The 23,623-nt window shown below is 44.2% G+C and carries 26 protein-coding genes; 17 read left to right on the plus strand and 9 right to left on the minus strand.

Going from position 1 to position 23,623, the window contains the following annotated elements; genetic code table 11:
• Positions 1 to 43 precede the first annotated feature (43 nt).
• The 5 genes from ICN13_RS02010 to smpB all read right to left on the minus strand — a co-directional run bounded on the left by ICN13_RS02010 (position 44) and on the right by smpB (position 4,778).
• Positions 44 to 919, minus strand: a complete 876-nt coding sequence (locus ICN13_RS02010; protein WP_216138735.1) for a peptidase — start codon at positions 917 to 919, stop codon at positions 44 to 46.
• 58 nt (positions 920 to 977) lie between these two features.
• Positions 978 to 1,775, minus strand: coding sequence for a transglutaminase family protein (locus tag ICN13_RS02015; RefSeq protein WP_216138736.1), 798 nt, complete (start codon positions 1,773 to 1,775; stop codon positions 978 to 980).
• A gap of 13 nt (positions 1,776 to 1,788) precedes the next feature.
• On the minus strand, positions 1,789 to 2,766 hold the full coding sequence (locus ICN13_RS02020; RefSeq protein WP_216138737.1) for an alpha-E domain-containing protein: 978 nt from the start codon (positions 2,764 to 2,766) through the stop codon (positions 1,789 to 1,791).
• Between the two features lie 14 nt (positions 2,767 to 2,780).
• Entirely contained in the window at positions 2,781 to 4,193 is a 1,413-nt protein-coding gene (locus tag ICN13_RS02025; protein WP_216138738.1) for a circularly permuted type 2 ATP-grasp protein, read from the minus strand.
• A 132-nt stretch (positions 4,194 to 4,325) separates the two neighbouring features.
• On the minus strand, positions 4,326 to 4,778 hold the full coding sequence (smpB, locus tag ICN13_RS02030; protein WP_114638281.1) for an SsrA-binding protein SmpB: 453 nt from the start codon (positions 4,776 to 4,778) through the stop codon (positions 4,326 to 4,328).
• Positions 4,779 to 4,803: 25 nt separating this feature from the next.
• Here smpB and ICN13_RS02035 point away from each other — a divergent pair, with 25 nt between their 5' ends.
• From ICN13_RS02035 to ICN13_RS02085, 11 genes are all read left to right on the plus strand, one after another.
• Positions 4,804 to 5,241, plus strand: a complete 438-nt coding sequence (locus ICN13_RS02035) for a type II toxin-antitoxin system RatA family toxin (RefSeq protein ID WP_216138739.1) — start codon at positions 4,804 to 4,806, stop codon at positions 5,239 to 5,241.
• On the plus strand, positions 5,228 to 5,578 hold the full coding sequence (locus tag ICN13_RS02040; RefSeq protein WP_216138740.1) for an RnfH family protein: 351 nt from the start codon (positions 5,228 to 5,230) through the stop codon (positions 5,576 to 5,578). The genes ICN13_RS02035 and ICN13_RS02040 overlap by 14 nt, the downstream gene beginning before the upstream one ends.
• A gap of 26 nt (positions 5,579 to 5,604) precedes the next feature.
• Complete coding sequence (gene guaB, locus ICN13_RS02045; RefSeq protein ID WP_216138741.1) at positions 5,605 to 7,068, plus strand: IMP dehydrogenase; 1,464 nt, start codon at positions 5,605 to 5,607, stop codon at positions 7,066 to 7,068.
• Between the two features lie 13 nt (positions 7,069 to 7,081).
• Complete coding sequence (gene guaA / locus ICN13_RS02050) at positions 7,082 to 8,689, plus strand: glutamine-hydrolyzing GMP synthase (RefSeq protein ID WP_216139259.1); 1,608 nt, start codon at positions 7,082 to 7,084, stop codon at positions 8,687 to 8,689.
• Between the two features lie 27 nt (positions 8,690 to 8,716).
• The gene (locus ICN13_RS02055; RefSeq protein WP_216138742.1) at positions 8,717 to 9,628 is read left to right on the plus strand and encodes a hypothetical protein; all 912 of its coding nucleotides are present in this window, start codon (positions 8,717 to 8,719) and stop codon (positions 9,626 to 9,628) included.
• Between the two features lie 283 nt (positions 9,629 to 9,911).
• A complete protein-coding gene (locus ICN13_RS02060; RefSeq protein WP_216138743.1) occupies positions 9,912 to 10,577 on the plus strand; it encodes an AzlC family ABC transporter permease in 666 nt (221 codons plus the stop codon).
• A complete protein-coding gene (locus ICN13_RS02065; RefSeq protein WP_216138744.1) occupies positions 10,574 to 10,909 on the plus strand; it encodes an AzlD domain-containing protein in 336 nt (111 codons plus the stop codon). The genes ICN13_RS02060 and ICN13_RS02065 overlap by 4 nt, the downstream gene beginning before the upstream one ends.
• A 61-nt stretch (positions 10,910 to 10,970) precedes the next feature.
• Positions 10,971 to 11,501 (plus strand): Rrf2 family transcriptional regulator, encoded by a 531-nt coding sequence (locus tag ICN13_RS02070; protein WP_216138745.1) that lies wholly within the window; start codon positions 10,971 to 10,973, stop codon positions 11,499 to 11,501.
• A gap of 419 nt (positions 11,502 to 11,920) precedes the next feature.
• Complete coding sequence (pufB, locus tag ICN13_RS02075) at positions 11,921 to 12,070, plus strand: light-harvesting antenna LH1, beta subunit (protein ID WP_216138746.1); 150 nt, start codon at positions 11,921 to 11,923, stop codon at positions 12,068 to 12,070.
• Positions 12,071 to 12,087: 17 nt separating this feature from the next.
• Complete coding sequence (locus tag ICN13_RS02080) at positions 12,088 to 12,282, plus strand: light-harvesting protein (protein ID WP_087909596.1); 195 nt, start codon at positions 12,088 to 12,090, stop codon at positions 12,280 to 12,282.
• A 121-nt stretch (positions 12,283 to 12,403) separates the two neighbouring features.
• Entirely contained in the window at positions 12,404 to 13,792 is a 1,389-nt protein-coding gene (locus tag ICN13_RS02085) for a PucC family protein (protein WP_255533997.1), read from the plus strand.
• A 196-nt stretch (positions 13,793 to 13,988) separates the two neighbouring features.
• On the opposite strand, the gene ICN13_RS02090 is transcribed toward ICN13_RS02085, so the two are convergent.
• Both ICN13_RS02090 and hemC read right to left on the minus strand, forming a co-directional pair.
• Positions 13,989 to 14,189 (minus strand): hypothetical protein, encoded by a 201-nt coding sequence (locus tag ICN13_RS02090; RefSeq protein WP_216138747.1) that lies wholly within the window; start codon positions 14,187 to 14,189, stop codon positions 13,989 to 13,991.
• Positions 14,190 to 14,436: 247 nt separating this feature from the next.
• The gene (hemC, locus tag ICN13_RS02095) at positions 14,437 to 15,408 is read right to left on the minus strand and encodes a hydroxymethylbilane synthase (RefSeq protein ID WP_216138748.1); all 972 of its coding nucleotides are present in this window, start codon (positions 15,406 to 15,408) and stop codon (positions 14,437 to 14,439) included.
• 130 nt (positions 15,409 to 15,538) lie between these two features.
• Here hemC and bchI point away from each other — a divergent pair, with 130 nt between their 5' ends.
• Together bchI and ICN13_RS02105 are read left to right on the plus strand one after the other, a co-directional pair.
• Complete coding sequence (bchI, locus tag ICN13_RS02100; RefSeq protein WP_216138749.1) at positions 15,539 to 16,567, plus strand: magnesium chelatase ATPase subunit I; 1,029 nt, start codon at positions 15,539 to 15,541, stop codon at positions 16,565 to 16,567.
• Complete coding sequence (locus ICN13_RS02105) at positions 16,564 to 18,366, plus strand: magnesium chelatase subunit D (protein ID WP_216138750.1); 1,803 nt, start codon at positions 16,564 to 16,566, stop codon at positions 18,364 to 18,366. The genes bchI and ICN13_RS02105 overlap by 4 nt, the downstream gene beginning before the upstream one ends.
• Here ICN13_RS02105 and ICN13_RS10115 read toward each other — a convergent pair.
• Positions 18,363 to 18,485, minus strand: coding sequence for a hypothetical protein (locus tag ICN13_RS10115; RefSeq protein ID WP_255533998.1), 123 nt, complete (start codon positions 18,483 to 18,485; stop codon positions 18,363 to 18,365). The genes ICN13_RS02105 and ICN13_RS10115 overlap by 4 nt on opposite strands.
• Positions 18,469 to 19,353 (minus strand): alpha/beta fold hydrolase, encoded by an 885-nt coding sequence (locus ICN13_RS02110; RefSeq protein ID WP_216138751.1) that lies wholly within the window; start codon positions 19,351 to 19,353, stop codon positions 18,469 to 18,471. The genes ICN13_RS10115 and ICN13_RS02110 overlap by 17 nt, the downstream gene beginning before the upstream one ends.
• A 143-nt stretch (positions 19,354 to 19,496) precedes the next feature.
• Here ICN13_RS02110 and ICN13_RS02115 point away from each other — a divergent pair, with 143 nt between their 5' ends.
• The 4 genes from ICN13_RS02115 (at position 19,497) to ICN13_RS02130 (ending at position 23,618) form a co-directional block, all read left to right on the plus strand.
• Positions 19,497 to 20,402: a polyprenyl synthetase family protein gene (locus ICN13_RS02115; RefSeq protein ID WP_216138752.1), complete on the plus strand. Its 906-nt coding sequence runs from the start codon at positions 19,497 to 19,499 to the stop codon at positions 20,400 to 20,402.
• Between the two features lie 18 nt (positions 20,403 to 20,420).
• Positions 20,421 to 21,584, plus strand: a complete 1,164-nt coding sequence (locus ICN13_RS02120) for a methyltransferase (protein WP_216138753.1) — start codon at positions 20,421 to 20,423, stop codon at positions 21,582 to 21,584.
• A gap of 79 nt (positions 21,585 to 21,663) precedes the next feature.
• Positions 21,664 to 22,614, plus strand: coding sequence for a chlorophyll synthesis pathway protein BchC (gene bchC / locus ICN13_RS02125; protein ID WP_216138754.1), 951 nt, complete (start codon positions 21,664 to 21,666; stop codon positions 22,612 to 22,614).
• Positions 22,611 to 23,618 (plus strand): chlorophyllide a reductase iron protein subunit X, encoded by a 1,008-nt coding sequence (locus tag ICN13_RS02130; protein WP_087909621.1) that lies wholly within the window; start codon positions 22,611 to 22,613, stop codon positions 23,616 to 23,618. The genes bchC and ICN13_RS02130 overlap by 4 nt, the downstream gene beginning before the upstream one ends.
• Positions 23,619 to 23,623: the final 5 nt, after the last annotated feature.

Genomic DNA, 23,623 nt, shown 5'->3' on the forward strand with positions numbered 1-23,623 from the left:
AAGCCTAGATTGAATCTAGGCTTTTTTATTAGCTCTATTAAATTTACTTTTTCTTAGCGGCTACCTTTTTGCTTGCTACTTTCTGAGTAGGTTTATTGGTTGTAGTCTTTGCCCTTGATTTTGATGGCGGATGGTTAATTGGAACAGCCCCTATTTTCTTTGCAGGAATAGAGATAGCACTTGATTTATGTGCGCCACTCCAGCTGGGCTCAGGTATCGAATTAAAGGCCTCACGCAACTTCTCGCCCCAGGATTGATGAATCATGGCGAAATAGGGATTTCTATCATCTAGAGTAACAAGCTTGGTTGCTTTGAGAGAGTTTTTTTCATAAACCAGCATATCTAAAGGCAGCCCTACTGAAATATTACTTTTCAGAGTGGAGTCCATCGAAATCAAGGCACACTTAGTTGCAAGGTTTAGTGGCGTAGTGAAATTGAGTACTCGATCCAAGATCGGCTTGCCATATTTGGACTCGCCAATTTGGAAGTAGCAGGTCTCTGGGGTAGCTTCAATAAAGTTACCAGCCGAGTAAATATTAAATAGGCGTGGCGCCTCACCCTTTACCTGGCCGCCAAAAATCATATTGCAATTAAATTCAAGACCGGCTTTTTCAAGTGCCACATGATCACGGTCATAAACTTGCTTGATAGCATCACCCACAACCACCGCTGCTTCATAGGAGTTTTTGGCAGTCCAGAGATTCTTGCCTTTAAATAGTTGTCCTTGCAGCAGTATCTCTTTAACGGACTGGGTGATTGCTAGATTACCGGCGCTCATCATTACAAAGAAACGGTCATTCCCCTTTTGGAAAATGCTCATTTTTCTGAAGGTGCCGATTTGGTCTACGCCGGCATTAGTGCGGGTATCTGAGAGAAAAACCAAGCCGTCTTTTAGACAAAGTCCAATACAGTACGTCATACCCTAGCCCTTATTTATCATTTTCTGAAATTATCCCTTAATTATCTCGATAGAGCTGCTAGGTGACTTGTTGAATAGAGATGCTGGCACTGAGCTCCTCTCCACCGCCGCCAGATCGAACGCCTTTGACTGGTGCTGCAGAGTAGTAGTCACGGCCAATAGCCAATCGAATATGGCGTGAATCCACTAGACATGCGTGAGTAATATCAACGCTGATCCAAACACCTCGATCAATATCACTGCAAAAGTCTATCCAAGCATGGCTCGCAAGATTGGGGGACTCCTCAGCAAAGAAATATCCACTGACATAACGCGCTGGGATGTTGGATGCACGGCATAGTCCAAGCATGATGTGCGCATGATCTTGGCATACACCCGATTTCATAGCAAACGATTGAGCGGCAGTGGTGGCAAAGTTTGTTTGCCCTGGTGAATATTCAATAGTTTTTTGGACCGCAGCAGCTAGCTTCAAAATCTCATCCACAGAATTTATTTTTGGAAGGCTGGCTGAAAAATATTTCAGCATCTCTTCGGTAGGTTCGGTCAAATGGGTTTGCTGTAACAGATAGTAGGGTGAAACTGCCTTAGCATCATCAATAAACTCAAAGGCATCTTGAGTGTGGACTTCACCCTCGGCTTCAATCATCATTGAGGTGTAGGGACTCTCTTGAACAAATACGTTGCACACATTTCCAAAAGTATCGATTGAGCTTGCAGATTTAATGGGGGTGCTCACCTTCCATTTATCAATCTCTTGACCCTTAGTGGATGGCGGGGTCAGACGTAACTCCTGGATGGAATAACGTACGGGAGTCTCATAACGGTATTCAGTACGATGACGAATTTTTAAGCGCATGTTTTACTAACTCTTAGTTAGTTGCTAATGGGATGAGATAAGCATTGCTAAACTCATCGGCGATATGGTTGATGCGCTCTAGAAAGACTTCAATAAATTCCTCTAAACCTTGCTCAAAGACTTCATCAATATCGGAGAAGTCTAGACTAGCCTTGAGCTTGCCCAATAAACGCTCAATCTCTTTCGATTGCTGATTCTTTACTTCAGAAATTAAGGGAATGAGTTCATTCACACAGCAGACTAATGAGCGCGGCATTTGTTTATTGAAAATCAGTAGTTCGGCAACCTGTTTAGGAGTTACTTGATCAGAATAGATTTGACGGTAGATCTCAAAAGCAGAAACGGAGCGCAGTAGTGCAGCCCAGTGATAGAAATCAAAGAACTCACCATCGCTGCCATCATCAGCACCTTTTTTGGGATTGAGAACTTTAAGCGCTGCTTGATCTTCATATTTGTTTTCTAGAATACGGCCAGTATTGTCAGCCCGCTCTAAGAGTGTTCCTACATTAATGAAGTAGAAGGCTTCATTTTTCAGCATCGTGCCATGCAACACCCCTCTGAAGAGGTGGCAGCGGTGTTTCACCCACTCAAGAAGTCTACTATGGTCAGCCTGATGTCTAGCTTCGAGAATGCGTTGCAACTCTAACCAAGTGGTATTTTGGGTTTCCCAAACTTCGGAAGTAATTTTGCCGCGAATCACACGGGCATTTTCACGGGCAGCATAGAGGCAGGAAACGATGCTCGATGGGTTGCTGGTTTCATAAATCATGAAATCTAAAACATTCTCACGATTCACAACATCATATTTACTCAGAAAAGCATCTTCTAGCTTGGAGATGGTGAGTAATTTCTTCCAGCTTTGCTCAAGGAACTCTTTGGGTTGTGGCAACAGGGAGGTTTGATGATTCACATCGAGCATGCGGGCAGTATTTTCTGCGCGCTCGGTATAACGGGCCATCCAGTAGAGACAATCAGCGGTACGGCTTAACATTTTTTCTTATCCCTCTACGCTTCTAGTACCCAGGTATCTTTAGTTCCGCCGCCTTGGGAGGAGTTCACGACCAAAGATCCTTCTTTGAGGGCAACCCTAGTTAATCCGCCTGGCACCATCTTGATGGTTTTGCCAGAGAGCACAAAAGGTCGTAAATCAATATGCCTTGGGGCAACACCAGACTCGACAAAAGTAGGGCAGGTGGAGAGAGCTAGAGTGGGTTGGGCAATATATTTATCGGGATTGGCAATCAAATGCTTTCTGAATTCTTCGATCTCAGCTTTGGTGGATGCAGGCCCAACTAACATTCCATAGCCGCCTGCACCATGAGTGAGTTTTACAACAAGCTTTTCTAAATTAGCCAAGGTATAGGCAAGATCATCAGTCTTACGGCATTGAAAGGTTGGTACGTTATTCAGAATCGGTTTTTCACCAAGATAAAACTCAATCATTTCTGGAACGTATGGGTAGATCGATTTGTCATCGGCAATGCCAGTACCAATTGCATTGGCCAATGTCACATTCCCAGCACGATACGCTGACAAAAGCCCAGCAACCCCCAGGGTGGAGTCAGATCGGAACGCAAGCGGGTCTAAGAAGTCATCATCTACACGCCGATAGATCACATCCACTCTCTCAGGGCCTTGAGTTGTCCGCATAAAGACCTGTTCGTTCTTTACAAACAAATCTTTGCCCTCTACGAGTTCAACCCCCATTTGTTGTGCGAGATAGCTATGTTCAAAATATGCGGAGTTATACATCCCTGGTGTTAGAACCACTACGTTTGGTTTCTTAATGTCGTTGGGCTTAACCGATTTCAAACACTCCAATAAAAGATCTGGGTAGTGTTCAACAGGAGCGATGCGATATTTTTGAAAGAGATCTGGGAAGAGTCGCATCATCATCTTGCGATCTTCAACCATGTATGACACGCCAGATGGAACACGTAAGTTATCTTCTAATACATAGAACTCACCTTCACCTGCACGAACAATATCAATGCCAGCAATTTGTGCGTAGATATCACGTGGCACATTAACGTTGCGCATTTCTGGGCGGTATTGCGCATTGTTATAAATTTGTTCAGCCGGAACAATGCCTGCCTTGATGATTTCTTCGTCGTGATAAACGTCATAGATAAATCGATTAAGTGCTTTAACCCGTTGACGCAAGCCGGCTTCTAGCTGTTCCCATTCTTTGGCGGTAAAGATGCGAGGCACTTGATCAAAGGGAATAGTTCTTTCTGCTCCAAGGTCATCACCATAGACCGCGAAAGTAATGCCTACACGTCTAAAGATGAGATCGGCCTCAGCGCGCTTCAGACCCATCAGGGAATCGCTCTGCTGCTTTAACCAATTATGAAAAATTTGGTAGTGGGGACGTGCTTTACCTGCAGCGTCGAGCATTTCATCAAAAGGCAATTTCATAGTTATAAAACTAATGCCTTTAAAAAGATTGGATTTGGGGATTTGAAGCGGCTTGGTGCTGTATTGCACTATAAAAGTGCATATATGCTCAGATATTGATGCTATGGGCAGTCTACCCCAGAGTTTGGCCTACTAGGCGTTTAAATCGCCTCTCGCAATGCGGCCTTTTTGAACTTCCCATTCCCGCTCTTTGGTGGCAGCTCGCTTGTCATGTTGTTTTTTACCTCTTGCTAGCCCAATTTCGCACTTCACATTCCCTTTGGAAAAATGAAGGTTGAGGGGAACAAGGGTGTAGCCCTTTTGCTCGACCTTGCCAATTAACTTGCGAATCTCAATGGCATTGAGTAGAAGCTTTCTGGTGCGAGTGCTATCAGGAACGATATGAGTGGAGGCTGAAAGCAGGGGGGTGATATGGCAACCGATGAGGAAAAGCTCCGCCTTGCGAATGACGACATACGCTTCCTTGATGTGCACGCGGCCTGCGCGGATGGCTTTGACTTCCCAACCCTCCAGAACAAGCCCTGCCTCGAAGCGTTCCTCGATAAAATAATCGAAGAAGGCTTTTTTGTTATCGACGATACTCATAGTTATTTAGCTTCCAAGATCGATTATGGCAGACGTCCACAAGACCGTTTTAATTGGCCAATCAGCCGACCGAATGTATGGTCTGGTAACTGATGTGGCCCGATACCCCGAGTTTTTGCCTTGGTGTGGCGGGGTGGAAATTTTTGAGCAGACCGAGACCGTGTTGGATGCCAAAATCAATATCAATTTCAAGGGTATTAATCAGTTCTTTCATACCCGCAACGTCAATCACCGCCCAGAAACCATCGATATGGTCTTCGTCGATGGCCCATTCAAGCATTTTTCCGGGCAATGGAATTTCATTCCCCTAAAAGAGGATGCCTGCAAAGTGGAATTTAAGCTGCATTGGGAATTTAAGAGCGCCATTCTGGATAAGATCATTGGCCCAGTTTTCGGGCATATTGCTGGGACCTTTGTAGATTGCTTTGTAAAAAGAGCAGAGGATCTTGATGGCCAGCCATAGTCTAGATCTCCTACTATGCGATGCCAGGAAGGGTGAGCCAGTTCTGAGTCCATTTCAGTTAATTCTGCAGGATGGTGAGCTTCCTACCGTAGGTTTGGCTTTGGTGAAAGCTGGGATTGCTACTGGTCAGGATGATCCAGCTCTGGCTAGAAAAGGCTGTTTTGGGGTCTTTGGGAAGCGCAAGGACTGGGATAGCCCAATTTACTCGGGAGATCGATTAGAGCTCTATTCCCCGCTATTAATAGACCCTAAGAGCGTTAGGCGTAAGAAGGCTAATCAGAACCAGGATGCCAAATTCCAGGCTGCCGCAGCTAAAAGAAAGGCTAGGAGGCTATAATCTGTTTTTGCGACTAGGGGTTTTGCATGCGACTCATTCAAAAAGCACTCACTTTTGACGATGTGCTCCTCGTACCGGCCTATTCTTCGGTACTCCCTCGAGATGCCAGTCTGGCAAGTAAGTTAACTCGAGAAATTTCTCTTAATACACCGCTGGTATCTGCTGCTATGGATACTGTGACTGAAGGTCGTTTGGCAATTGCCATGGCCAGCGAAGGTGGTATTGGAATCATTCATAAAAACTTAACGCCAGCTGAGCAAGCGCGCGAAGTAGCAAAAGTAAAGCGCTATGAATCTGGCGTTTTGCGCGATCCAATTACGATTGCGCCAGAAGTGACTCTGCGCCAAGTGATTCAGCTTTCTCGCGAACATGGTTTCTCTGGATTCCCAGTATTGGTTGGCAAAGAAGTCGTCGGCATTATTACTAACCGCGATTTGCGTTTTGAAGAAGACTTAGATGCTCCAGTAAAAACGAAGATGACTCCACGTGAGCGTTTGGTAACCGTTAAAGAGGGTTGCTCGTTAGAAGAAGCAAAGCGTTTGATGAGTCAATATCGCTTAGAGCGCGTATTGGTTGTCAATGACAAATTTGAATTGCGTGGCCTGATTACTGTTAAAGATATTCTGAAGGCCACCGAGCATCCTAATGCCTGCAAAGACAGCGAAGGTAAGCTGCGCGTAGGTGCAGCGGTTGGCGTTGGTCCTGATAATGATGAGCGTATTGAATTGTTAGTTCGTGCAGGTGTTGACGTAATCGTCGTGGATACTGCGCACGGTCATAGCCAAGGTGTTCTCGATCGCGTTAAATGGGTAAAGAAAACCTTCCCTCATGTTCAAGTGATTGGTGGCAATATTGCTACCGGTGATGCGGCTAAAGCTTTAGCTGATCATGGTGCTGATGGTGTGAAGGTGGGTATTGGCCCTGGTTCAATTTGTACCACCCGAATTGTTGCGGGTGTCGGCGTTCCGCAAATCACAGCGATCGTGAATGTGGCTAATGCACTCAAAGGCACAGGCATTCCATTAATTGCAGATGGTGGCGTACGTTATTCCGGTGACGTTGCAAAAGCACTCGCTGCTGGCGCAAGCTCTGTCATGATGGGCGGTATGTTTGCTGGCACTGAAGAAGCCCCTGGAGAAGTGTTCCTGTATCAAGGACGCTCATACAAGAGTTACCGTGGCATGGGTTCCTTGGGCGCGATGGCTGATGGTTCTGCCGATCGCTATTTCCAGAGCGACATCGTTGCCAATGCGGAGAAGCTCGTTCCAGAGGGTATTGAAGGTCAAGTGCCCTATAAGGGTAGCGTTCTGGCAATCTTGCATCAACTCACTGGAGGCATTCGTTCTTCGATGGGTTACCTCGGTTGCAAAACGATTGACGAGTTACATGAAAAAGCCAATTTTGTGGAAATCACTTCAGCAGGTGTACGCGAGTCACACGTTCATGATGTGAAGATCACTAAGGAAGCGCCGAATTACCACATTGATTAAGGCTGTTTCTTTCGTGCACGACAAAATACTGATTCTCGACTTTGGTTCACAGGTAACTCAATTAATTGCTAGGCGTGTGCGTGATGCACGAGTCTATTCGGAGATTCATCCCTACGATTGCGATCCAGAATTCATTCGTCAATTTATCCAAGAAAAGGGCGGCAAAGGAATCATTCTTTCTGGCGGTCCAAGTTCGGTAACAGAGGCTGGCAGCCCTCGGGCGCCCCAAATTGTTTTTGAATTAGGTGTTCCTGTATTAGGTATTTGCTATGGCATGCAAACAATGGCAACCCAATTGGGTGGTGCAGTAGCTTCTGCGGAGTCACTCGGTAAGGCCCGTGAATTTGGTTACTCAGAAGTGCGTGCTCATGGGCATACTAATTTACTCAAAGGCATTCAGGATTTTTCTACCAGCGAAGGGCATGGCATCCTCAAGGTGTGGATGAGCCACGGTGACTCTGTTACCACTATGCCTCCAGCCTTTAAGTTGATGGCTTCCACTGAGTCTTGTCCTATCGCTGGAATGGCAGATGAATATCGCCGTTTTTATGCATTCCAATTTCATCCAGAAGTTACCCATACCATCCAAGGCACTGCAATTATTGAGCGCTTTGTACATGAGATTTGCAAATGCAAGCCTGACTGGGTGATGGGTGATTACATCAGCGAAGCTGTTGAAAATATTCGTAAGCAAGTGGGTGATGAAGAAGTCATTCTGGGTTTATCAGGCGGCGTTGACTCCAGCGTTGCTGCTGCTCTGATTCATCGTGCGATTGGGGATCAATTAACTTGTGTATTTGTTGACCACGGGCTACTGCGTTTGAACGAGGGCGATATGGTCATGGAAATGTTTGCTCGTAATCTCGGTGTCAAAGTGATTCGGGTAGATGCAAAAGATACCTTTATGGGTAAGTTGGCAGGCGTTTCTGACCCTGAAGCAAAGCGCAAGATCATCGGTAAAGAATTTGTAGAAATTTTCCAGAGTGAATCTGGCAAGATTCAAAATGCCAAGTGGCTTGCCCAAGGCACCATCTATCCAGACGTGATTGAGTCTGCTGGTAAAGGCAAAAAGGGCGCGCATACTATTAAAAGCCATCACAATGTCGGTGGCTTGCCTGAGGATATGCACCTCAAGTTACTAGAGCCATTGCGTGAGCTCTTCAAAGATGAAGTACGTGAACTCGGCGTGGCATTGGGTTTGCCGCGTGAAATGGTTTATCGCCATCCGTTCCCGGGCCCAGGTCTGGGTGTGCGTATATTGGGTGAAGTGAAGGCAGAGTTTGCAAGCCTCTTGCAACGTGCTGATGCGATCTTTATTGAAGAGTTACGCAACACGATTGATGAGGACAGCCAAAAGTCTTGGTATGACCTAACGAGTCAGGCTTTTGCAGTATTTCTCCCAGTCAAGTCAGTTGGTGTGATGGGTGACGGCAGAACCTACGAATATGTTGTTGCGCTCAGGGCAGTGCAAACACAAGACTTTATGACGGCGCACTGGGCACATTTACCCCATGAGTTATTAGGTAAAGTTTCCAATCGCATCATCAATGAAGTCCGTGGCATCAATCGAGTGGTGTACGACATCAGTGGCAAGCCACCTGCAACGATTGAGTGGGAGTGAAGGAAGCTTTAAGTAATTTTAGATTTCTTGGGCAGAATTTTAAAATTAGCCTACTGGCTATTTCTTAAAATTCAAACTTTAGGCGCCATTCGAAATAATATGAAAAAAATAAATATATGTATGGTCAAGCCTGATGACTATATTCATTCTTATGCTTTTATTGAGTTAGGGGAGTTGATTTTTTTTTCATTGAAAGAACTTGGCTATGAGGTTTCAATCGGATTTAACAACTTAACGTTTAATGTTAAGAATATCCTTATAGGATGTCATCTGCTGGATCCCAGTTATATAAAGCAAGTCCCTAAATCCACAATTATTGTAAATACTGAACAAATATATAACGATACAACTAGCTGGAATAGTAATATTTTTGTATGGGTTAAAAATTTTGAAGTTTGGGATTACAGCGAATTAAATATTGAAAAACTCAAATCGTTAGGTGTTGATAGAGTTAAGTTGCTTAAGATTGGGTATCAAAAAGAACTGCGTAGAATTAATATGTCAACGAATAAAGATATTGATGTTTTATTTTATGGGTCAATAAATGAAAGAAGGGCTGAAATAATTAATGGGCTTATAAACAGGGGGCTGAGAGTCAAGACTTTATTTGGTGTTTATGGAAAAGAGCGTGATGAATGGATTGGAAGGTCACAAATAGTTCTGAATCATCATTATTATAATTCGCATATTTTTGAAATTGTAAGAGTTTTTTATTTATTAAGTAACTCTATAGCAGTTGTTGGTGAAGTCAATGATTCAACATCTATTAGTAGCTTATATAAGGAGGGTATCTACCCCTCAAAGTATGAAGATTTGGTTGATAGTTGTCTGAAGCTTATTAAAGATAATTCGTTAAAACAAAAAATTCAATTTGATGCTTTTAATTCTATTTCTCAATACGAACAAAAATTTTTTACACAACAAGTAATTGATTTTTAATATAAATTAATCCTCCTAATATTTTGAAAAGAAAGCTTTCATGTAGTTTTTCAACCTGTTTAACAGCGTTAGAATAAAGCATTGAAAAGGAATAGGACTTTACTCTATTACAAACAGTCCCAACTCAGTCAAGTTACACAAAAGTTGTACGCACTCCTTTTGGCGACTGCAACTATTGAGTTGGAATAGATACTCGCCACTGAGTCACCATCCAATCCGCTAAAAAGCATTAAGTCCCTTGAAATTTTTCCAGCAACCCCCTTTTATTCAGGGCTTCAAAGTGATGCTCGAGTCATCTCCGGGGATCATCGCTTGGTCGCTAGTTACGAGTATTAGTCTGCTGAGTGCGGGGCTTAGCCCGGTTAATACATTCTGGTTCAATATTTTGGTCTACGCTGGGTCTTCACAATTGGCTGTGATGCCATTGATTGCTGGAGATTATCCGTTTTGGACTGTTTGGTTAACAGCATTAATTGTGATGTCCCGCTTTGTTATTTTTAGCGCAGTCATTCAGCCACACTTCCAACGTTATTCTTTCTGGCAAAGGTTGGGTATCGGAGGCTTAAACACGGATATGAGTTTTGCGAAATTCATAGAAAAGTTTCCTTCACCAGAAAATCCCCAGGGGAGTCAGGTTCAACTGCTCTATTTCATGGGGATGGTTTTAGCGCATTGGTTTTTTTGGCAGATCGGTGCATTGATCGCCATTTTTGGTGGATCCTACATTCCGAGCTCTTGGGGTCTTGGGTTTGCTGGGCCTCTCGCATTGATCGCCTTGATCATTCCTGCCATTAAACATAAAACCGCTGTTATCTCAGCGCTAACAGCAGCTGTCACTTGCGTCTTAACAATTAATTTGCCGTATCGCTTAACGATTGTTTGCTCAGTGATTGCGGGTGTGATGGCTGCAGTATTGGTGGATAAACAATCTCAAAAGAAGAGCATATGAATACAGTAGAACTTTGGATTGCTTTTTTTGGCTTAATGCTCGTTAGCTTACTGAGCAGAGGCTCTTTTCTTTTAGTGGGCTCTAAATTTCCCATTCCCAGAACTGTTCATGAGTTCTTGCGCTATGCACCTACTGCGGCGCTGATTGCGATTGTTCTACCAGATGTGCTGTTTGTAAAAGATCCAGCAACACAATTATTTGAATTAAACCTGTATTCACCCCAGTTATTTGGAGCCATTGGTGGGGCGATTGGATTTTTAGTGACCAACAGTATCTTGGCGACCATATTATTGGGAATGACCTTTTTTACTCTGGCCAGATTTTTGATCTAAACAAATCCCTGCTGAAATAGTGGGGGTTTTACTTTGAGTCTATTGGAGGTATATTGAAAGCATGAGAATCTCTAGTAAAAGCAAAATTGCCTTCCAAATTCTTTTGGACATTGCAGCCCATACTGCGCATGGCCGTGCGATTTCTATTCCGCTCATGTGTCATCGGCACAAACTATCCCATTCTTATTTAGAGACCATCTTCTCCCAATTGAGGGTTGCTGGGATGATTAGAAGTCACCGTGGTCCAGGGGGCGGTTACTCTTTGAGTAAAGAGTCAAAGGATATTTCTTTGTATGACGTTGTATGCCTAATGGGAGGAAATGAAAGTACTCGTGAGGATTTGGGCTCCATTTTTTGGTCCGATCTTGATAAGCATATGAGTATTCAGATGCAGCAGATGACTTTATCTGAGGCGATGCAAAAGTCATTCATTACCATTGAGCAAGGCACAAAAGGCTTTAACCATGCCAAACCTAGTCCATCTACTCAGGTTTTTACTGCTCCACAGAAGAAGAAAGAGTTGAAGAAGACCAAGCCACGCTTAGGTCCAAACTCAGTATTTGCATTTGGCAATTATCTAAAGACTTCTTGATATTCATTGTTGGCTTCAGTCCAACGAATTGTGACTTCAGCGAATAGTCACGCAGCTTATCTTCAGATTTACGAAGCGCGGCTGTAAGTCCTTCCCCAATCGTTACAAAGCTATGGCCATTTGCCATAGGTAGTCATTTATCGCTATAGAAATCTTGACGATTTTTATATTAGGGTAAATACTAATTTTGTATATATTTTTACAACAATCAAAAATCAATTAGAAATTTAATTGTTCTATAAGTAACTGATTTTTATAGATAAATTACTTATTCTAAATTAAGAATGTATATTAACCTTGACAATTCTAAGTGTATTTAATAGATTACACATGTAGTAATTGGAAGCAGTGATTTTGGTCACTACCCTGCGTGCGGGGTTGCACGTTTAGTTAGTCTTTTCTATAGGGAGACGCAAACTATGTCAGATGGAAAAATTAGCCTTACCGGCCTGACGGAGGAACAATCAGAGGAGTTGCATCGGAATCTGATTCAGGGGACCCAGTTTTTTGGGATGATTGCAGCACTAGCACATTTGCTTGCTTATATTTATTCGCCTTGGCTTAAATAAGGGAAAGGGAGATCAATATGATTTACGGAAAAATGTGGACGGTAGTGAAGCCTACAGTTGGAGTTCCGATCATGCTAGCAGCAGTGGCAATCGGTTCTTTTAGTGTGCACTTAGCAATCTTGACTCATACAACTTGGGTTAGTGGTTTCTTAGAGGGTGGCGCCAAGACGGCGGCAGTAGCAACGGCACCCGCGGCACCGGTTAAAAAGTAAAACGCTTTAGACCACTATCAAGGCTGGCTTAACACCAGCCTTTTTAGTTTCTACGTTTACATAAAATCATCAGCATTACTTCATATATATATTTCTAGGTCACTAAGGTAGAATTTATTAAATGAAGCGAGTGACAAAAATGCTCATGCAGTCCTGGTCTAATCTTGGGCCTCGATATCTTCCCTTTGCGGATGCTGCTTCAGATGACTTACCTCTATCAAGATTACTAAGACTCTCTCTTTTTCAGGCCTCCTCAGGGATGGCATTGGTTTTACTGGTTGGCACCTTAAACCGCGTGATGATTGTGGAGCTGCATGTGCCAGCTTCGATTGTTTCGGTGATGATTTCATTGCCAATCATCTTTGCCCCTTTTAGAGCTCTCATAGGCTTTCGTTCGGATAACCATAAATCTGCGTTTGGATGGCGAAGAGTGCCCTTTATCTGGATGGGTACCTTAGTTCAATTTGGCGGACTATCCATTATGCCGTTCGCATTGCTGGTTTTATCGGGTGCTGGACAATCTGCACAAGCGCCAGTTTGGATTGGTTGGGCTGCATCTGGCCTGGCATTTTTGCTAGTAGGCGCTGGCATCCATATTACTCAGACAGTAGGATTGGCCTTAGCGACAGATTTAGCCCCTGAAGTCGATCAGCCTAAAGTAGTTGGATTGATGTACGTGATGCAACTGCTGGGCATGATTGTGAGTGCCTTGGTATTTGGTTTGGCTTTAAATGAATTTAGCCCCGGCAAATTAATTCAGGTCATTCAAGCAGCTGCGATTATTACGCTACTACTGAATGTCATCTCCTTATGGAAACAAGAGCCTAGAGGTCAAGTAGAAAAGAAATCTTCTAGAGAGCCTTCGTTCTTAGATTCTTGGCACACTTTTGCGCAAGGGGGTAATGCCAAGAGAAGGCTGGTTGCTGTTGGGTTTGGAACAATGGCTTTTAGTATGAATGAAGTTCTACTTGAGCCTTATGGTGGGCAGATTTTAGGTATGAGTGTGAGTGATACCACCATGCTCACTGCAATCCTAGCGCTTGGGGGATTAATTGGATTTAGCTGGGCATCTCGTGTGCTTGGTAAAGGCACTGATCCGTTCTATATGGCCACTATGGGCGCACTAGTGGGTATTCCAGCATTTCTATTGATTGCGTTGTCTGCACCACTGGCTATGACAGCGCTCTTCTTATTAGGTACTTTTTTGATTGGTTTTGGTGGCGGTCTTTTCAGTCACGGGACTTTAACTGCAACGATGCAGTTGGCTCCTTCTAATCAAAGGGGGCTTGCATTGGGGGCATGGGGCGCGGTACAGGCAACCGCAGCCGGGATTGCAATTGGCCTGGGCGGGGTAATTCGGGATATTGTTGTTGCAATTGGCGCCACAAATTGGCTCCCTGAGGGGGTAATAGGCCCAGCCACAGGCTATTCTTTTGTATATTTCTTGGAAATTGGTCTATTGATTGCTACAATTTTTTCTATGGCAACGCTTTTGCCGAAGAGGAAATAAAATCCTCTTTAGGCGTTGTATCTATTTTATGAAGTATGCGTTTTATTCGAGGAGACAGAGATGAATGTAACTGGAATTTTATTAACAGCTTGGGTAATTGTTTGCCTTATTACTATTGCATCAATGGCAAAAGGCCTCACTAGCAAATACAAGTAAAAGATTTACTTGAAACACCTCATATTGATATGTGAGGTGTTTATTGTGGGCCGAATATTTTGTGCACCACATACTCCATCATGAAATTACAAATGAGTGCGGTGACTATGCCGGTCAGAACGGCGAGACCTGTTCCACTGATTTCGTAACCAAACTTAAACCCATAGCCAAACCCAATAATGCTGGCAAGCAAGTAAGGAATGAAGCGCCAAAAATGAAATTTATTTTTGGTATTGCTCATGCTGTCAACTACTCATTAGATGAGTTTAATTTTCTGTAGCACTTGCATAAACTTGGAGTGATAGCAGACAGAAAATACCCACCTAGGCCAATAACAAAGAGGGTATATTCCTGATCTCGTATCGCTAGGATGAGACCGAGCAACATGATGAACAGAAACGCAAGGCTAATAATTGTTTTGGAGAACATGTCTACCTCTTGATGTTGGGGTGAGTCAAAGTTGATACATAGGTTTAATTCTAGCGATTTTATAGGGGCTTCGGAATCAAATCCGCCGCACCTTGCGCGAGTAAGTCTTGGGCAACAGCTAAGCCTAGTGCTTCTGCATCAGCAAGCGATTGCACCACTCCTTTGCCATGGGCGAGGCAAATGGCTTTGCCATCGGTACTAGCCACAAAAGAGCGGATTTGTAGTTGGTTTTGATCCCAAGTAGCGTGAGCAGCTAAGGGCACTTCACAAGATCCACCTAACTGGCGAGAGACCATCCGCTCGGCAGACACTGCCAACAGCGTTGGCATGTCATTTAAGGGGGCCAACCAGTCTTTGATATGCGGGTGGGCAGTAAGAGTCTCAATACCTAGGGCGCCTTGGCCAGCAGCTGGGGTATAGGGATCGTACGGCAAGAAGGCTCTAATGCGAGAGGCAAGGCCTAAACGCTTTAAGCCAGCTGCTGCCAAAATAATGGCTTGGTACTCACCACGATCTAGCTTACCCATGCGGGTATCTAAATTACCGCGTAGTGGCTCAATCACTAGATGGGGAAACTTTGCTCGCAGCACTGACTCACGGCGCAGACTCGATGTCCCCACAATGGCACCTTTTGGAAGATCTTCAAGACTGGCATAGTCATTAGAAACAAAGGCGTCCCTGGCATCTTCTCTAGCCATCACGCACGTTAAATCAAAACCGTCTGGCATGACCATGGGTACATCTTTTAAGGAATGGACTGCCAAATCCGCTCTGCCGTCTTCTAGGGCAGTTTCGAGCTCTTTGACAAACAGACCCTTACCACCCACTTTAGATAAGGCCTTATCCAAAATCTGGTCCCCCCGGGTGGTCATCCCCAAAATCTGGACATCACAGCCTGGATAGAGCTTTTGCAGGCAGGCTTGCAGGTGCTGGGCCTGCCACATGGCTAGGCGGCTTTCGCGGGAGGCAATGACTAGGCGCTTGGGGGCCGCAGGGGTAGTGCCAGAGGGGGAATTTAGGGTTTGGGACATAGCATTTAATTAAATATCACTAATTTTTTTTCTAAATCTAGAGGATATTACTAATAAGCAATTGAAACATTAACATTTAGTTAGACTAAACTAAATTTGATCTTCAATATTAATTTGTCTTGGAATAGCAATGCCCCTGAACTTTCCTTTTACAGCAATTGTTTCACAAGCGGAAATGAAGCTAGCGATTACGCTCTGCACAATCGATCCCTTGATCGGTGGCGTTCTGATCTTTGGCGATCGCGGAACTGGAAAGTCCACCACTATTCGTTCCCTGGCGGCACTGTTACCTTCCATGAAATCGATTGCCGGATGCCAGTACCACTGCAACCCAGAATCAAAAAATCTTTGTACCGAGTGTGAGGCTAAAAAAGCGCAGGGTATTAAGTTAAAAGTGGAGAGCATTGCTGTGCCGGTCGTAGACTTACCGCTTGGTGCGACAGAAGACAGAGTAGTCGGCGCATTGGATATTGAAAAAGCCCTGACACAAGGTATTAAATCTTTTGAACCAGGGCTTCTTGCAAAAGCCAATCGTGGTTATCTATATATCGATGAAGTCAATTTACTCGAAGATCACTTGGTTGATCTATTGATTGACGTAGCCGCTTCCGGTGAAAATATTATTGAGCGCGAGGGTTTAAGTATTCGTCATCCTGCACGCTTTGTATTGATTGGCAGTGGCAATCCTGAAGAGGGTGAGTTGCGCCCGCAGATGCTAGATCGCTTTGGTCTATCTACCGAAGTAAGGACACCCAGTGACTTTAAAGAGCGAGTAGAGATCATTAAAAGACGCGATGAATTTGAAAGAAATCCAGAGCTCTTTATTGCCAAGTGGAACAATGCAGAAGAAGATTTCAAGAAAAAAATTCTGAAGTCTCAAAAACTGTTAGACAAGGTGGAGGTAGATGATAGCTTGCTAGAGGTTGCTACCAAGCTTTGCGCCCATTTAGGAACTGATGGCTTAAGGGGTGAGTTGACGCTATTAAGAGGTGTTAGAGCCTTAGCGGCATTTGAGGGCAAGAAGAAAGCCAATCTCGAGCACCTGAAAAAAATTGCTCCCCTTGCTCTCGGTCACCGATTACGACGTAATCCACTTGATGATAGTTCTTCAGGAGCACGTATTGATCGTGCTATGCAAGAGTTCTTTGCAACAAAGTGAAACCAGATCAAACAGCTTGGTTTGATGCAAATTTAATTGCCATTCTGGTGGCAATTAATCCCAGGGGTCTCAAGGGAGTTGCGGTCAAAAGTCAATTTGGCCCAATAAGAGATGCGTGGCTTGGGTATGCAAAGGATTTATCTGCAGCGTGCGGCATGCAAATACTCAAAGCTCCCGCCAATATTTCGGCTGAGCAACTCATGGGTGCATTGGATATTGAGGCCAGTCTACAGGCAGGCTCATTAATCATGAGTAAGGGTCTTTTAGAGAGGGTAGAAGGTAATCTCCTTTTGCTCCCCATGGTAGAGCGCATGGATTTACAGGTAATAGCGCTGATCTCCCAAGCCCTTGATGAAAAAAATGCTGTTGATGCAGATAAGCATTTTGGAGTCATTGCATTTGATGAGTCGGATAGTGCGGATGAGCTTATTAGTCCACGACTCTTAGACAGGCTAGCCTTTGAGCTTTACTTAGACCAATTTTCGATGGCTGATATCAGTCAATCTCTTGAGGTTGATGCGCAAGATATTCATGAGGCAAGAAAACTTTTGCCTTCAGTCAAGTGTGATGACGAGTATGTCGAGGTAATGACAAAAGCAGGTCTTAGTCTTGGCGTGATCTCCTTAAGGGCCAATCTATTTGCACTAGAGACGGCAAAAACCTTGGCCGCATTGAGAGGTTTGCAGGAGGTTGGTCAGAGTGAAGTGATTGATGCTGCACGTTTGGTATACACCCCCTCTAAACGTATGCAAATTCCTCCCGAGCTGGAGCAGAATGATCAGGCGGATCAAAATGCTGATGATCATCAAGATGGCCGCGATTCGAATAATCAACCTGAAGATTCTCAAAACGAGCCAGAGACATCGGATGAGCAGAATCAGGAGCAGCCATCTAAAGAAGATTTGGAGGATATTATTGTGGAGGCTGTTAAGGCTTCAATTCCGCCTCAGTTTTTACGCCAAGCCAAGCAAAGCACGCGGTCTGGTAAGACTGCTTCAAACAGCTCAGGAAAGTCGGGAGCTGTTCAGAAAAGCTTCTTCAGTGGGAGGCCGCTCACTTCCTGCAAGGGCAGGCCTAATGATGGCAGGCGCCTCGATATTCTTAAAAGCATTAGAGCGGCTATACCTTGGCAGCGATTACGAGGTATGGCGCTTAGTGATAGTCATCAGAAAACAGTCCGCAGCAAGATCGACTTTAGATCAGAAGATCTCCACATTAAGCAGTATTTAAGAAGACGAGGGACCGTCACTATTTTCTTGGTTGACGCTTCTGGGTCTTCTGCAACGCAGCGTTTAGCTGAAGCCAAAGGCGCCTTAGAAGAATTATTAGCTGAGTGCTATATCCGGCGCGATGAAGTTGCCATGGTTTCAATGCGCGGTGCCAAGGCAGAAATTGTTCTACCACCCACACGATCACTTGCTAGGGCCAAAAGGAATTTAGCGACCCTTCCAGGCGGGGGCGGTACACCTCTAGCTGCAGGTTTTCGAGTCGCTAATGAGATGGCCATTTCACTTGAGCGCAAAGGTTTAACGCCCATTATTGTCATCATGAGTGATGGCAAAGCCAATGTGAATCTCAATGGTGTTGGAGGAAGGGCGGGCGCTCACAGCGATGCTTTGATGGCGGCCAAAGAACTACGCATTAAAAAACATCGACTCTTGTTTGTCGATACTTCGCCTCAGCCCGAGGTGTTAGCTCAAGAATTATCCAGTGCTATGGCTGCACAATATTTTCCGTTGCCATTTACTAGCTCTGGTAAAAAAATATCGCAGGCAGCGATTCAGCTGGCAAATTATTAATGTATTTTCTTTTGCGATAATTTTTTAAGAACTTTTTGACCTCTGAAATAAGCATTGGCAAAAAGTCCCAAGCCAGCAAGTACACCTAAACCCAACAAGATATTAACTACTGTGGACATGGCTTCCTCCTTGTTCATGTAAAGCTTCTTTAATTAATTTAAGAGCAAGTTTTTCATTCCCCTCATGAAACATATGCCCCCCTTTAATTTCAATTATCTTTGCTTGATTGAAAGACTCCTGAATCACTTGGCGTAAAGCTGGCGCTGGAATCCAGCCATCATCCTCAGTCAAGATGAACGTCAGTTGAGATTTAATTTGACTGCATTTCTCAAGTAAGCCTGGTATATCCGTGCCCGCCATGAAGCTCATAGATCCATTGAGATGATGAGCATTCTTAAATAAGGTTTTGTATCTCTCTCGCTTCTCAGCATCCAGCTTGGTATTGGTTGAGTCAATGAGGCTATCGATCATTTTGGTGTGAGGCAGGAGATCACTCAGTACGGCAGTAAAGAATGAGGATGTCACTATCGGATTTAAAAATGGCGCGACAAATTTATGATAAAAACTCGGCAAACTAATGAGCGATGGATTTAGGCCCACAATGGTCTTTGCTTGCTTTTTTTTGAGCGTGTAACTCAGAGCTAAGGTAGCTCCTGCTGAGTGACCGATGATGTGGTCGAAATACTCAATCTTGAGAGCCTCTCTGAGTTCTGAGAGTTTGTCAGCTAGAGCATCTAGGTTGAGATCTTTCTTGCCATGATTTTTGGTAAATCCATGACCCGGCAGGTCTGGCGCAATTACAGTGTAATTTTTTGCCAGATCGGTAAATAAATTTCCCCAGGTATGAGCAGAGGATCCGGTGCCATGAAGAAGAAGTACGTGAACAGGTGAGTTACCTGCTATTTGCACGTGCCAAGATAAATCTCCAGTCTGAATATTGCGGCTGAAGGATCTATTGGGCCAATTTTCTGGTATTCCAGTAATCATCTTCTTTAAAAACCATTTTTTATCAGGGTAAACCCTTGTATTTTGGTTTGACAGTGACAGAAATAGTGTCTATATTTTTTTACATAGTAAATTGTATTTTAAATTAGACAAAGAAACCTATTTCTTTTAAAGGGGTAAAAGTCATGTCACCCATCAAGCATTTAGAGAGAGCTCTTGAGCACGCCTTGAAGTCGCATGAATCCGCCAAGGGTCCAGCGCTATTGAGTAAAGCGATTCGGCACGCCGTTTTTCCGGGGGGTGCGCGCATTCGACCTCAGCTCACTTTAGCAGTAGCCCAAGCTTGTGGCAATGATGATCCACAGCTGTCGATGGCTAGTGCGATTGCGGTGGAGATGATTCATTGCGCCTCTCTAGTACATGACGATTTGCCCTGTTTTGATGATGCAGACATGCGTCGTGGTCAAACTTCTGTCCATAAAGAATATGGCGAAAGATTGGCGGTACTCACCGGCGATGCGCTCATTGTGATGGCGTATCAAACGATTGCCGCAGCCTCAAGAAGATCCTCACAGCGCTTAGCGCCGATCATTCAAACCATTTCACAGGGGGTTGGTGCTCCGTTTGGAATCATCGCTGGACAGGCTTGGGAGTGTGAGAATCAAGCAGTTCTGAGTGATTATCAGAGAGCTAAGACGGGCGCATTATTCTCCGCAGCAACGGCAGCGGGTGCTCAAGCAGCAGGATCAGACGCCGAAACTTGGAAAGGTTTAGGTGAGTGGCTTGGAGAAGCGTACCAAGTTGCAGATGACATTCGCGATGTACTCGGTGATGCACAGTTTCTTGGAAAGCCTTCTGGACAAGATCAAGAACATCATCGCCCAAGCTCAGCTAAAGAGTTGGGCTTAAATGGCGCCGTCGAACATTTTGATCATCTCGTTAGCAAGGCAATTGGCTCCATTCCTAATTGTCCGGGTGATGGCTATCTAAAGAAACTCGTTACTTTTGAAGCTGAAAGATTATTGCCTTCCTCTTGGTTTGAGCGCGGAGAAAGACAAGTCGCGATTGCCGTTCAAAGACAAGCAGCTTAAAACAAATACTTTGTAAGAATGGCTCAAACTCAATCTCTGTCGATTCCAGATAGTCAACACGACTACAGTCTTTGGGAGCGACTTTGCATTCTTAGAGATCGGTTAATTGCAGATACGCGATTTCAAAATCGTGTTGCAAAAATTCCTTTCTTAAAAAATATTGCCAAAAAAAGAGCCAATCAATTATTTGATGTCATGGCTGGATTTGTGTACACACAAATACTTCTCTCATGCGTACGTTTAAATCTCTTTAATCTTTTAAAAGATGGTCCATTAGATTTAGCGGATATCAAAAAGAGTTGCAGTCTTGATGCGATCCCTTTAAAAAAATTATTGGATGCAGCTGCCTCGATTCAATTATTGGAGATGCGTTCGCAACAACGATATGGTTTAGGTAAATTAGGTGCACCGATGGTGGGTAACACTGCGCTATCAGCCATGATCGAACACCATACCGTTCTCTATGAAGACCTGCGTGATCCACTATTGCTTCTCTCTGGTGATGTTGAGATTAAGAGGATGGAGAAGTTTTGGCCTTACGTTTCTCCTGACCAACAAGATCAAGAGGCATTGAAAGATAAAGAGCGTGTCAAAAATTATTCTGATTTGATGTCAGCTTCTTTGCCATTAGTGGCAGACCAAGTAGTAGATGCATATGATTTTTCTCAGCATCAATGCTTAATGGATGTTGGTGGTGGACAAGGAACATTTTTAAAGCGGGTTTTCTCAAGTGCTCCACAACTGCAAAGAAAACTATTTGATCTTCCAGGCGTTGCTAACCTGGCTAAAGATAATTTTTTGGTTGCTCCCGATCATCAGAGTATTGAAGTGCACTCAGGGGATTTTTTCAAAGACTCACTGCCAACTGGCGCAGATTTAATTACCTTAATTCGTGTGATTTTTGACCACGATGATGAGCGAGTCAAAATTCTATTGAAGTCAATATTTGAGGCTTTGCCAGCAGGTGGCAAGTTATTGGTAGCAGAGCCGATGGCTGATACACCCGAGCATCCCGCCATGGGACATGCCTATTTTGGCTTCTATTTGCTAGCCATGGGCAGGGGTAGGCCTAGAACCATTCAAGAAATAAGCAATTTAGCGGTACATGCTGGATTTAAGGGGGTAGAAGTATTGCGCTGCAGCATGCCAATTAATGCCCAAGTTTTGCTAATTAGCAAATAAATCAGGGTAATTACTAATGACTAGAGCTTTATTAGTGTATAAATTAGTTTACATAAAGAGAGTAAATTAAAATATACATATGCTTAGTCAACTACATTCAACCGCAGTTTTGCTTGAGTCCCCCCGGGAGCTCAGGCTTAAACGTCTTTTGTTGGATGAACCAACAGATGCGGATGTAGTCGTGCAAATTGAATGGAGTGGCATCAGCACAGGAACTGAAAAGATGCTGTGGAATGGAACGATGCCAGATTTTCCAGGAATGGGTTACCCCTTAGTACCTGGTTATGAATCGGTCGGAAGAGTGACTCGAGCCGGGAAAAATTCTAAGTTAGATCTTCATCAACGAGTGTTTGTGCCCGGCGCCAAATGTTTTGGAGATGTCAAAGGTTTATTTGGTGGAGCTGCATCTCATGTTGTAGTGCCGGGTGACAGAGTGGTTGCACTCCCGGAAGCCATTGGTGAAGAGGGCGTGTTATTGGCACTAGCAGCAACAGCCTATCACGTCACTCAAGGTAAAAAAGCATTACAGCCTGATCTCATAGTAGGTCATGGCGTATTGGGAAGACTCATAGCCAGAATCGCCGTGCTATTGGGGCATAAGCCCGTAGTTTGGGAGATCGATACAGATCGTATGGGTGGTGCGGAAGGTTACACAGTTCTGCATCCTAGCGATGATCAAGAAAATAAATATAAAAATATTTGTGATGCTAGCGGACAAGTAAGCGTCTTGAATAAATTAATTAGCCAATTGCAATTTGGTGGCGAGATTGCTCTCGCAGGTTTTTACGACAAAGATATTCAGTTTAATTTCCCCAAAGCATTTATGAAGGAAGCCAAATTCCGGATTGCTGCGCAGTGGGCCCCTCAAGATTTACTAGATGTAAAACAACTTATTGCACATGGAAAGTTAAGTCTCAGTGGCTTGATTACCCATCATCGCAAGCCGTCTTCAATTGATGAAGTTTATCGGACTGCATTTGAAGATCCTAGCTGTCTCAAAATGGTTGTTGATTGGAGAGAAGCATTATGAATGCGCCAAATGTCCCAAAAGAAATCACAATTCAATTTGCACAATTGAAAAAAGAGGCTGCAATTGAACCTGATAAGGTTCATACCGGCGAAATCAAAAAAGAGACTCAGATTATTGCCATTTATGGCAAGGGCGGAATTGGTAAGAGCTTTACGCTTGCCAACTTGTCCTACATGATGGCTCAACAGGGCAAGAAAGTACTGCTCATTGGTTGCGATCCGAAAAGCGATACCACCTCATTACTCTTTGGCGGTAAAGCCTGCCCAACCATTATCGAGACCTCCTCTAAAAAGAAATTGGCTGGAGAAGAAGTCAAGATTGGGGATGTTTGCTTTAAGCGAGATGGCGTGTATGCGATGGAGCTTGGTGGTCCAGAAGTTGGTAGGGGCTGTGGTGGTCGCGGAATCATCCACGGTTTTGAAACCTTAGAAAAACTAGGCTTCCATGATTGGGGCTTTGATTATGTCTTGCTCGACTTCTTGGGCGACGTAGTTTGCGGCGGTTTTGGATTACCTATCGCTAGAGATATGTGTCAAAAAGTGATTGTCGTTGCTAGTAACGACCTGCAATCCCTATATGTTGCCAATAACGTTTGCTCTGCAGTCGAATATTTCCGAAAATTAGGCGGCAATGTGGGCGTGGCAGGCATGGTCATCAATAGAGATGATGGTACTGGTGAGGCAACAGCCTTTGCAGAGCAAGTTGGTATTCCAGTTCTTTCTGTGATTCCTGCAAATGATGACATTCGAAGAAAGAGTGCGAGCTACGAAATTATTGGCAAGCCTGATTCTCAATGGGGACCTCTTTTCGAAGGTTTGGCAAGTAATGTTGCTGCGGCACCGCCTGTTAGACCTAAGCCGATGACTCCAGATGACTTGCTAGGTTTGTTTGCGGCCAATCAAGTGGGTAGAGACGTAGTTCTCGAGCCTGCAACGATTTTTGACATGGTTGGCAAAAATGAAGTTATTAAGCCAACCCTCGAAGTGATTTACGACAAAGCGTAAAGAGC

It is taken from the genome of Polynucleobacter sp. MWH-Berg-3C6 (genome assembly GCF_018881855.1).
GTDB lineage: Bacteria > Pseudomonadota > Gammaproteobacteria > Burkholderiales > Burkholderiaceae > Polynucleobacter.

What these genes read in the sequence shown, in the direction of transcription:
- ICN13_RS02010 (WP_216138735.1), bottom strand. Translation starts at nt 919, where the DNA reads ATGACGTACTGTATTGGACTTTGTCTAAAAGACGGCTTGGTTTTTCTC.
- ICN13_RS02015 (WP_216138736.1), bottom strand. Translation starts at nt 1,775, where the DNA reads ATGCGCTTAAAAATTCGTCATCGTACTGAATACCGTTATGAGACTCCC.
- ICN13_RS02020 (WP_216138737.1), bottom strand. Translation starts at nt 2,766, where the DNA reads ATGTTAAGCCGTACCGCTGATTGTCTCTACTGGATGGCCCGTTATACC.
- ICN13_RS02025 (WP_216138738.1), bottom strand. Translation starts at nt 4,193, where the DNA reads ATGAAATTGCCTTTTGATGAAATGCTCGACGCTGCAGGTAAAGCACGT.
- smpB (WP_114638281.1), bottom strand. Translation starts at nt 4,778, where the DNA reads ATGAGTATCGTCGATAACAAAAAAGCCTTCTTCGATTATTTTATCGAG.
- ICN13_RS02035 (WP_216138739.1), top strand. Translation starts at nt 4,804, where the DNA reads ATGGCAGACGTCCACAAGACCGTTTTAATTGGCCAATCAGCCGACCGA.
- ICN13_RS02040 (WP_216138740.1), top strand. Translation starts at nt 5,228, where the DNA reads ATGGCCAGCCATAGTCTAGATCTCCTACTATGCGATGCCAGGAAGGGT.
- guaB (WP_216138741.1), top strand. Translation starts at nt 5,605, where the DNA reads ATGCGACTCATTCAAAAAGCACTCACTTTTGACGATGTGCTCCTCGTA.
- ICN13_RS02060 (WP_216138743.1), top strand. Translation starts at nt 9,912, where the DNA reads ATGCTCGAGTCATCTCCGGGGATCATCGCTTGGTCGCTAGTTACGAGT.
- ICN13_RS02065 (WP_216138744.1), top strand. Translation starts at nt 10,574, where the DNA reads ATGAATACAGTAGAACTTTGGATTGCTTTTTTTGGCTTAATGCTCGTT.
- ICN13_RS02070 (WP_216138745.1), top strand. Translation starts at nt 10,971, where the DNA reads ATGAGAATCTCTAGTAAAAGCAAAATTGCCTTCCAAATTCTTTTGGAC.
- pufB (WP_216138746.1), top strand. Translation starts at nt 11,921, where the DNA reads ATGTCAGATGGAAAAATTAGCCTTACCGGCCTGACGGAGGAACAATCA.
- ICN13_RS02080 (WP_087909596.1), top strand. Translation starts at nt 12,088, where the DNA reads ATGATTTACGGAAAAATGTGGACGGTAGTGAAGCCTACAGTTGGAGTT.
- ICN13_RS02085 (WP_255533997.1), top strand. Translation starts at nt 12,404, where the DNA reads ATGAAGCGAGTGACAAAAATGCTCATGCAGTCCTGGTCTAATCTTGGG.
- ICN13_RS02090 (WP_216138747.1), bottom strand. Translation starts at nt 14,189, where the DNA reads ATGAGCAATACCAAAAATAAATTTCATTTTTGGCGCTTCATTCCTTAC.
- hemC (WP_216138748.1), bottom strand. Translation starts at nt 15,408, where the DNA reads ATGTCCCAAACCCTAAATTCCCCCTCTGGCACTACCCCTGCGGCCCCC.
- bchI (WP_216138749.1), top strand. Translation starts at nt 15,539, where the DNA reads ATGCCCCTGAACTTTCCTTTTACAGCAATTGTTTCACAAGCGGAAATG.
- ICN13_RS10115 (WP_255533998.1), bottom strand. Translation starts at nt 18,485, where the DNA reads ATGTCCACAGTAGTTAATATCTTGTTGGGTTTAGGTGTACTTGCTGGC.
- ICN13_RS02110 (WP_216138751.1), bottom strand. Translation starts at nt 19,353, where the DNA reads ATGATTACTGGAATACCAGAAAATTGGCCCAATAGATCCTTCAGCCGC.
- ICN13_RS02115 (WP_216138752.1), top strand. Translation starts at nt 19,497, where the DNA reads ATGTCACCCATCAAGCATTTAGAGAGAGCTCTTGAGCACGCCTTGAAG.
- ICN13_RS02120 (WP_216138753.1), top strand. Translation starts at nt 20,421, where the DNA reads ATGGCTCAAACTCAATCTCTGTCGATTCCAGATAGTCAACACGACTAC.
- bchC (WP_216138754.1), top strand. Translation starts at nt 21,664, where the DNA reads ATGCTTAGTCAACTACATTCAACCGCAGTTTTGCTTGAGTCCCCCCGG.
- ICN13_RS02130 (WP_087909621.1), top strand. Translation starts at nt 22,611, where the DNA reads ATGAATGCGCCAAATGTCCCAAAAGAAATCACAATTCAATTTGCACAA.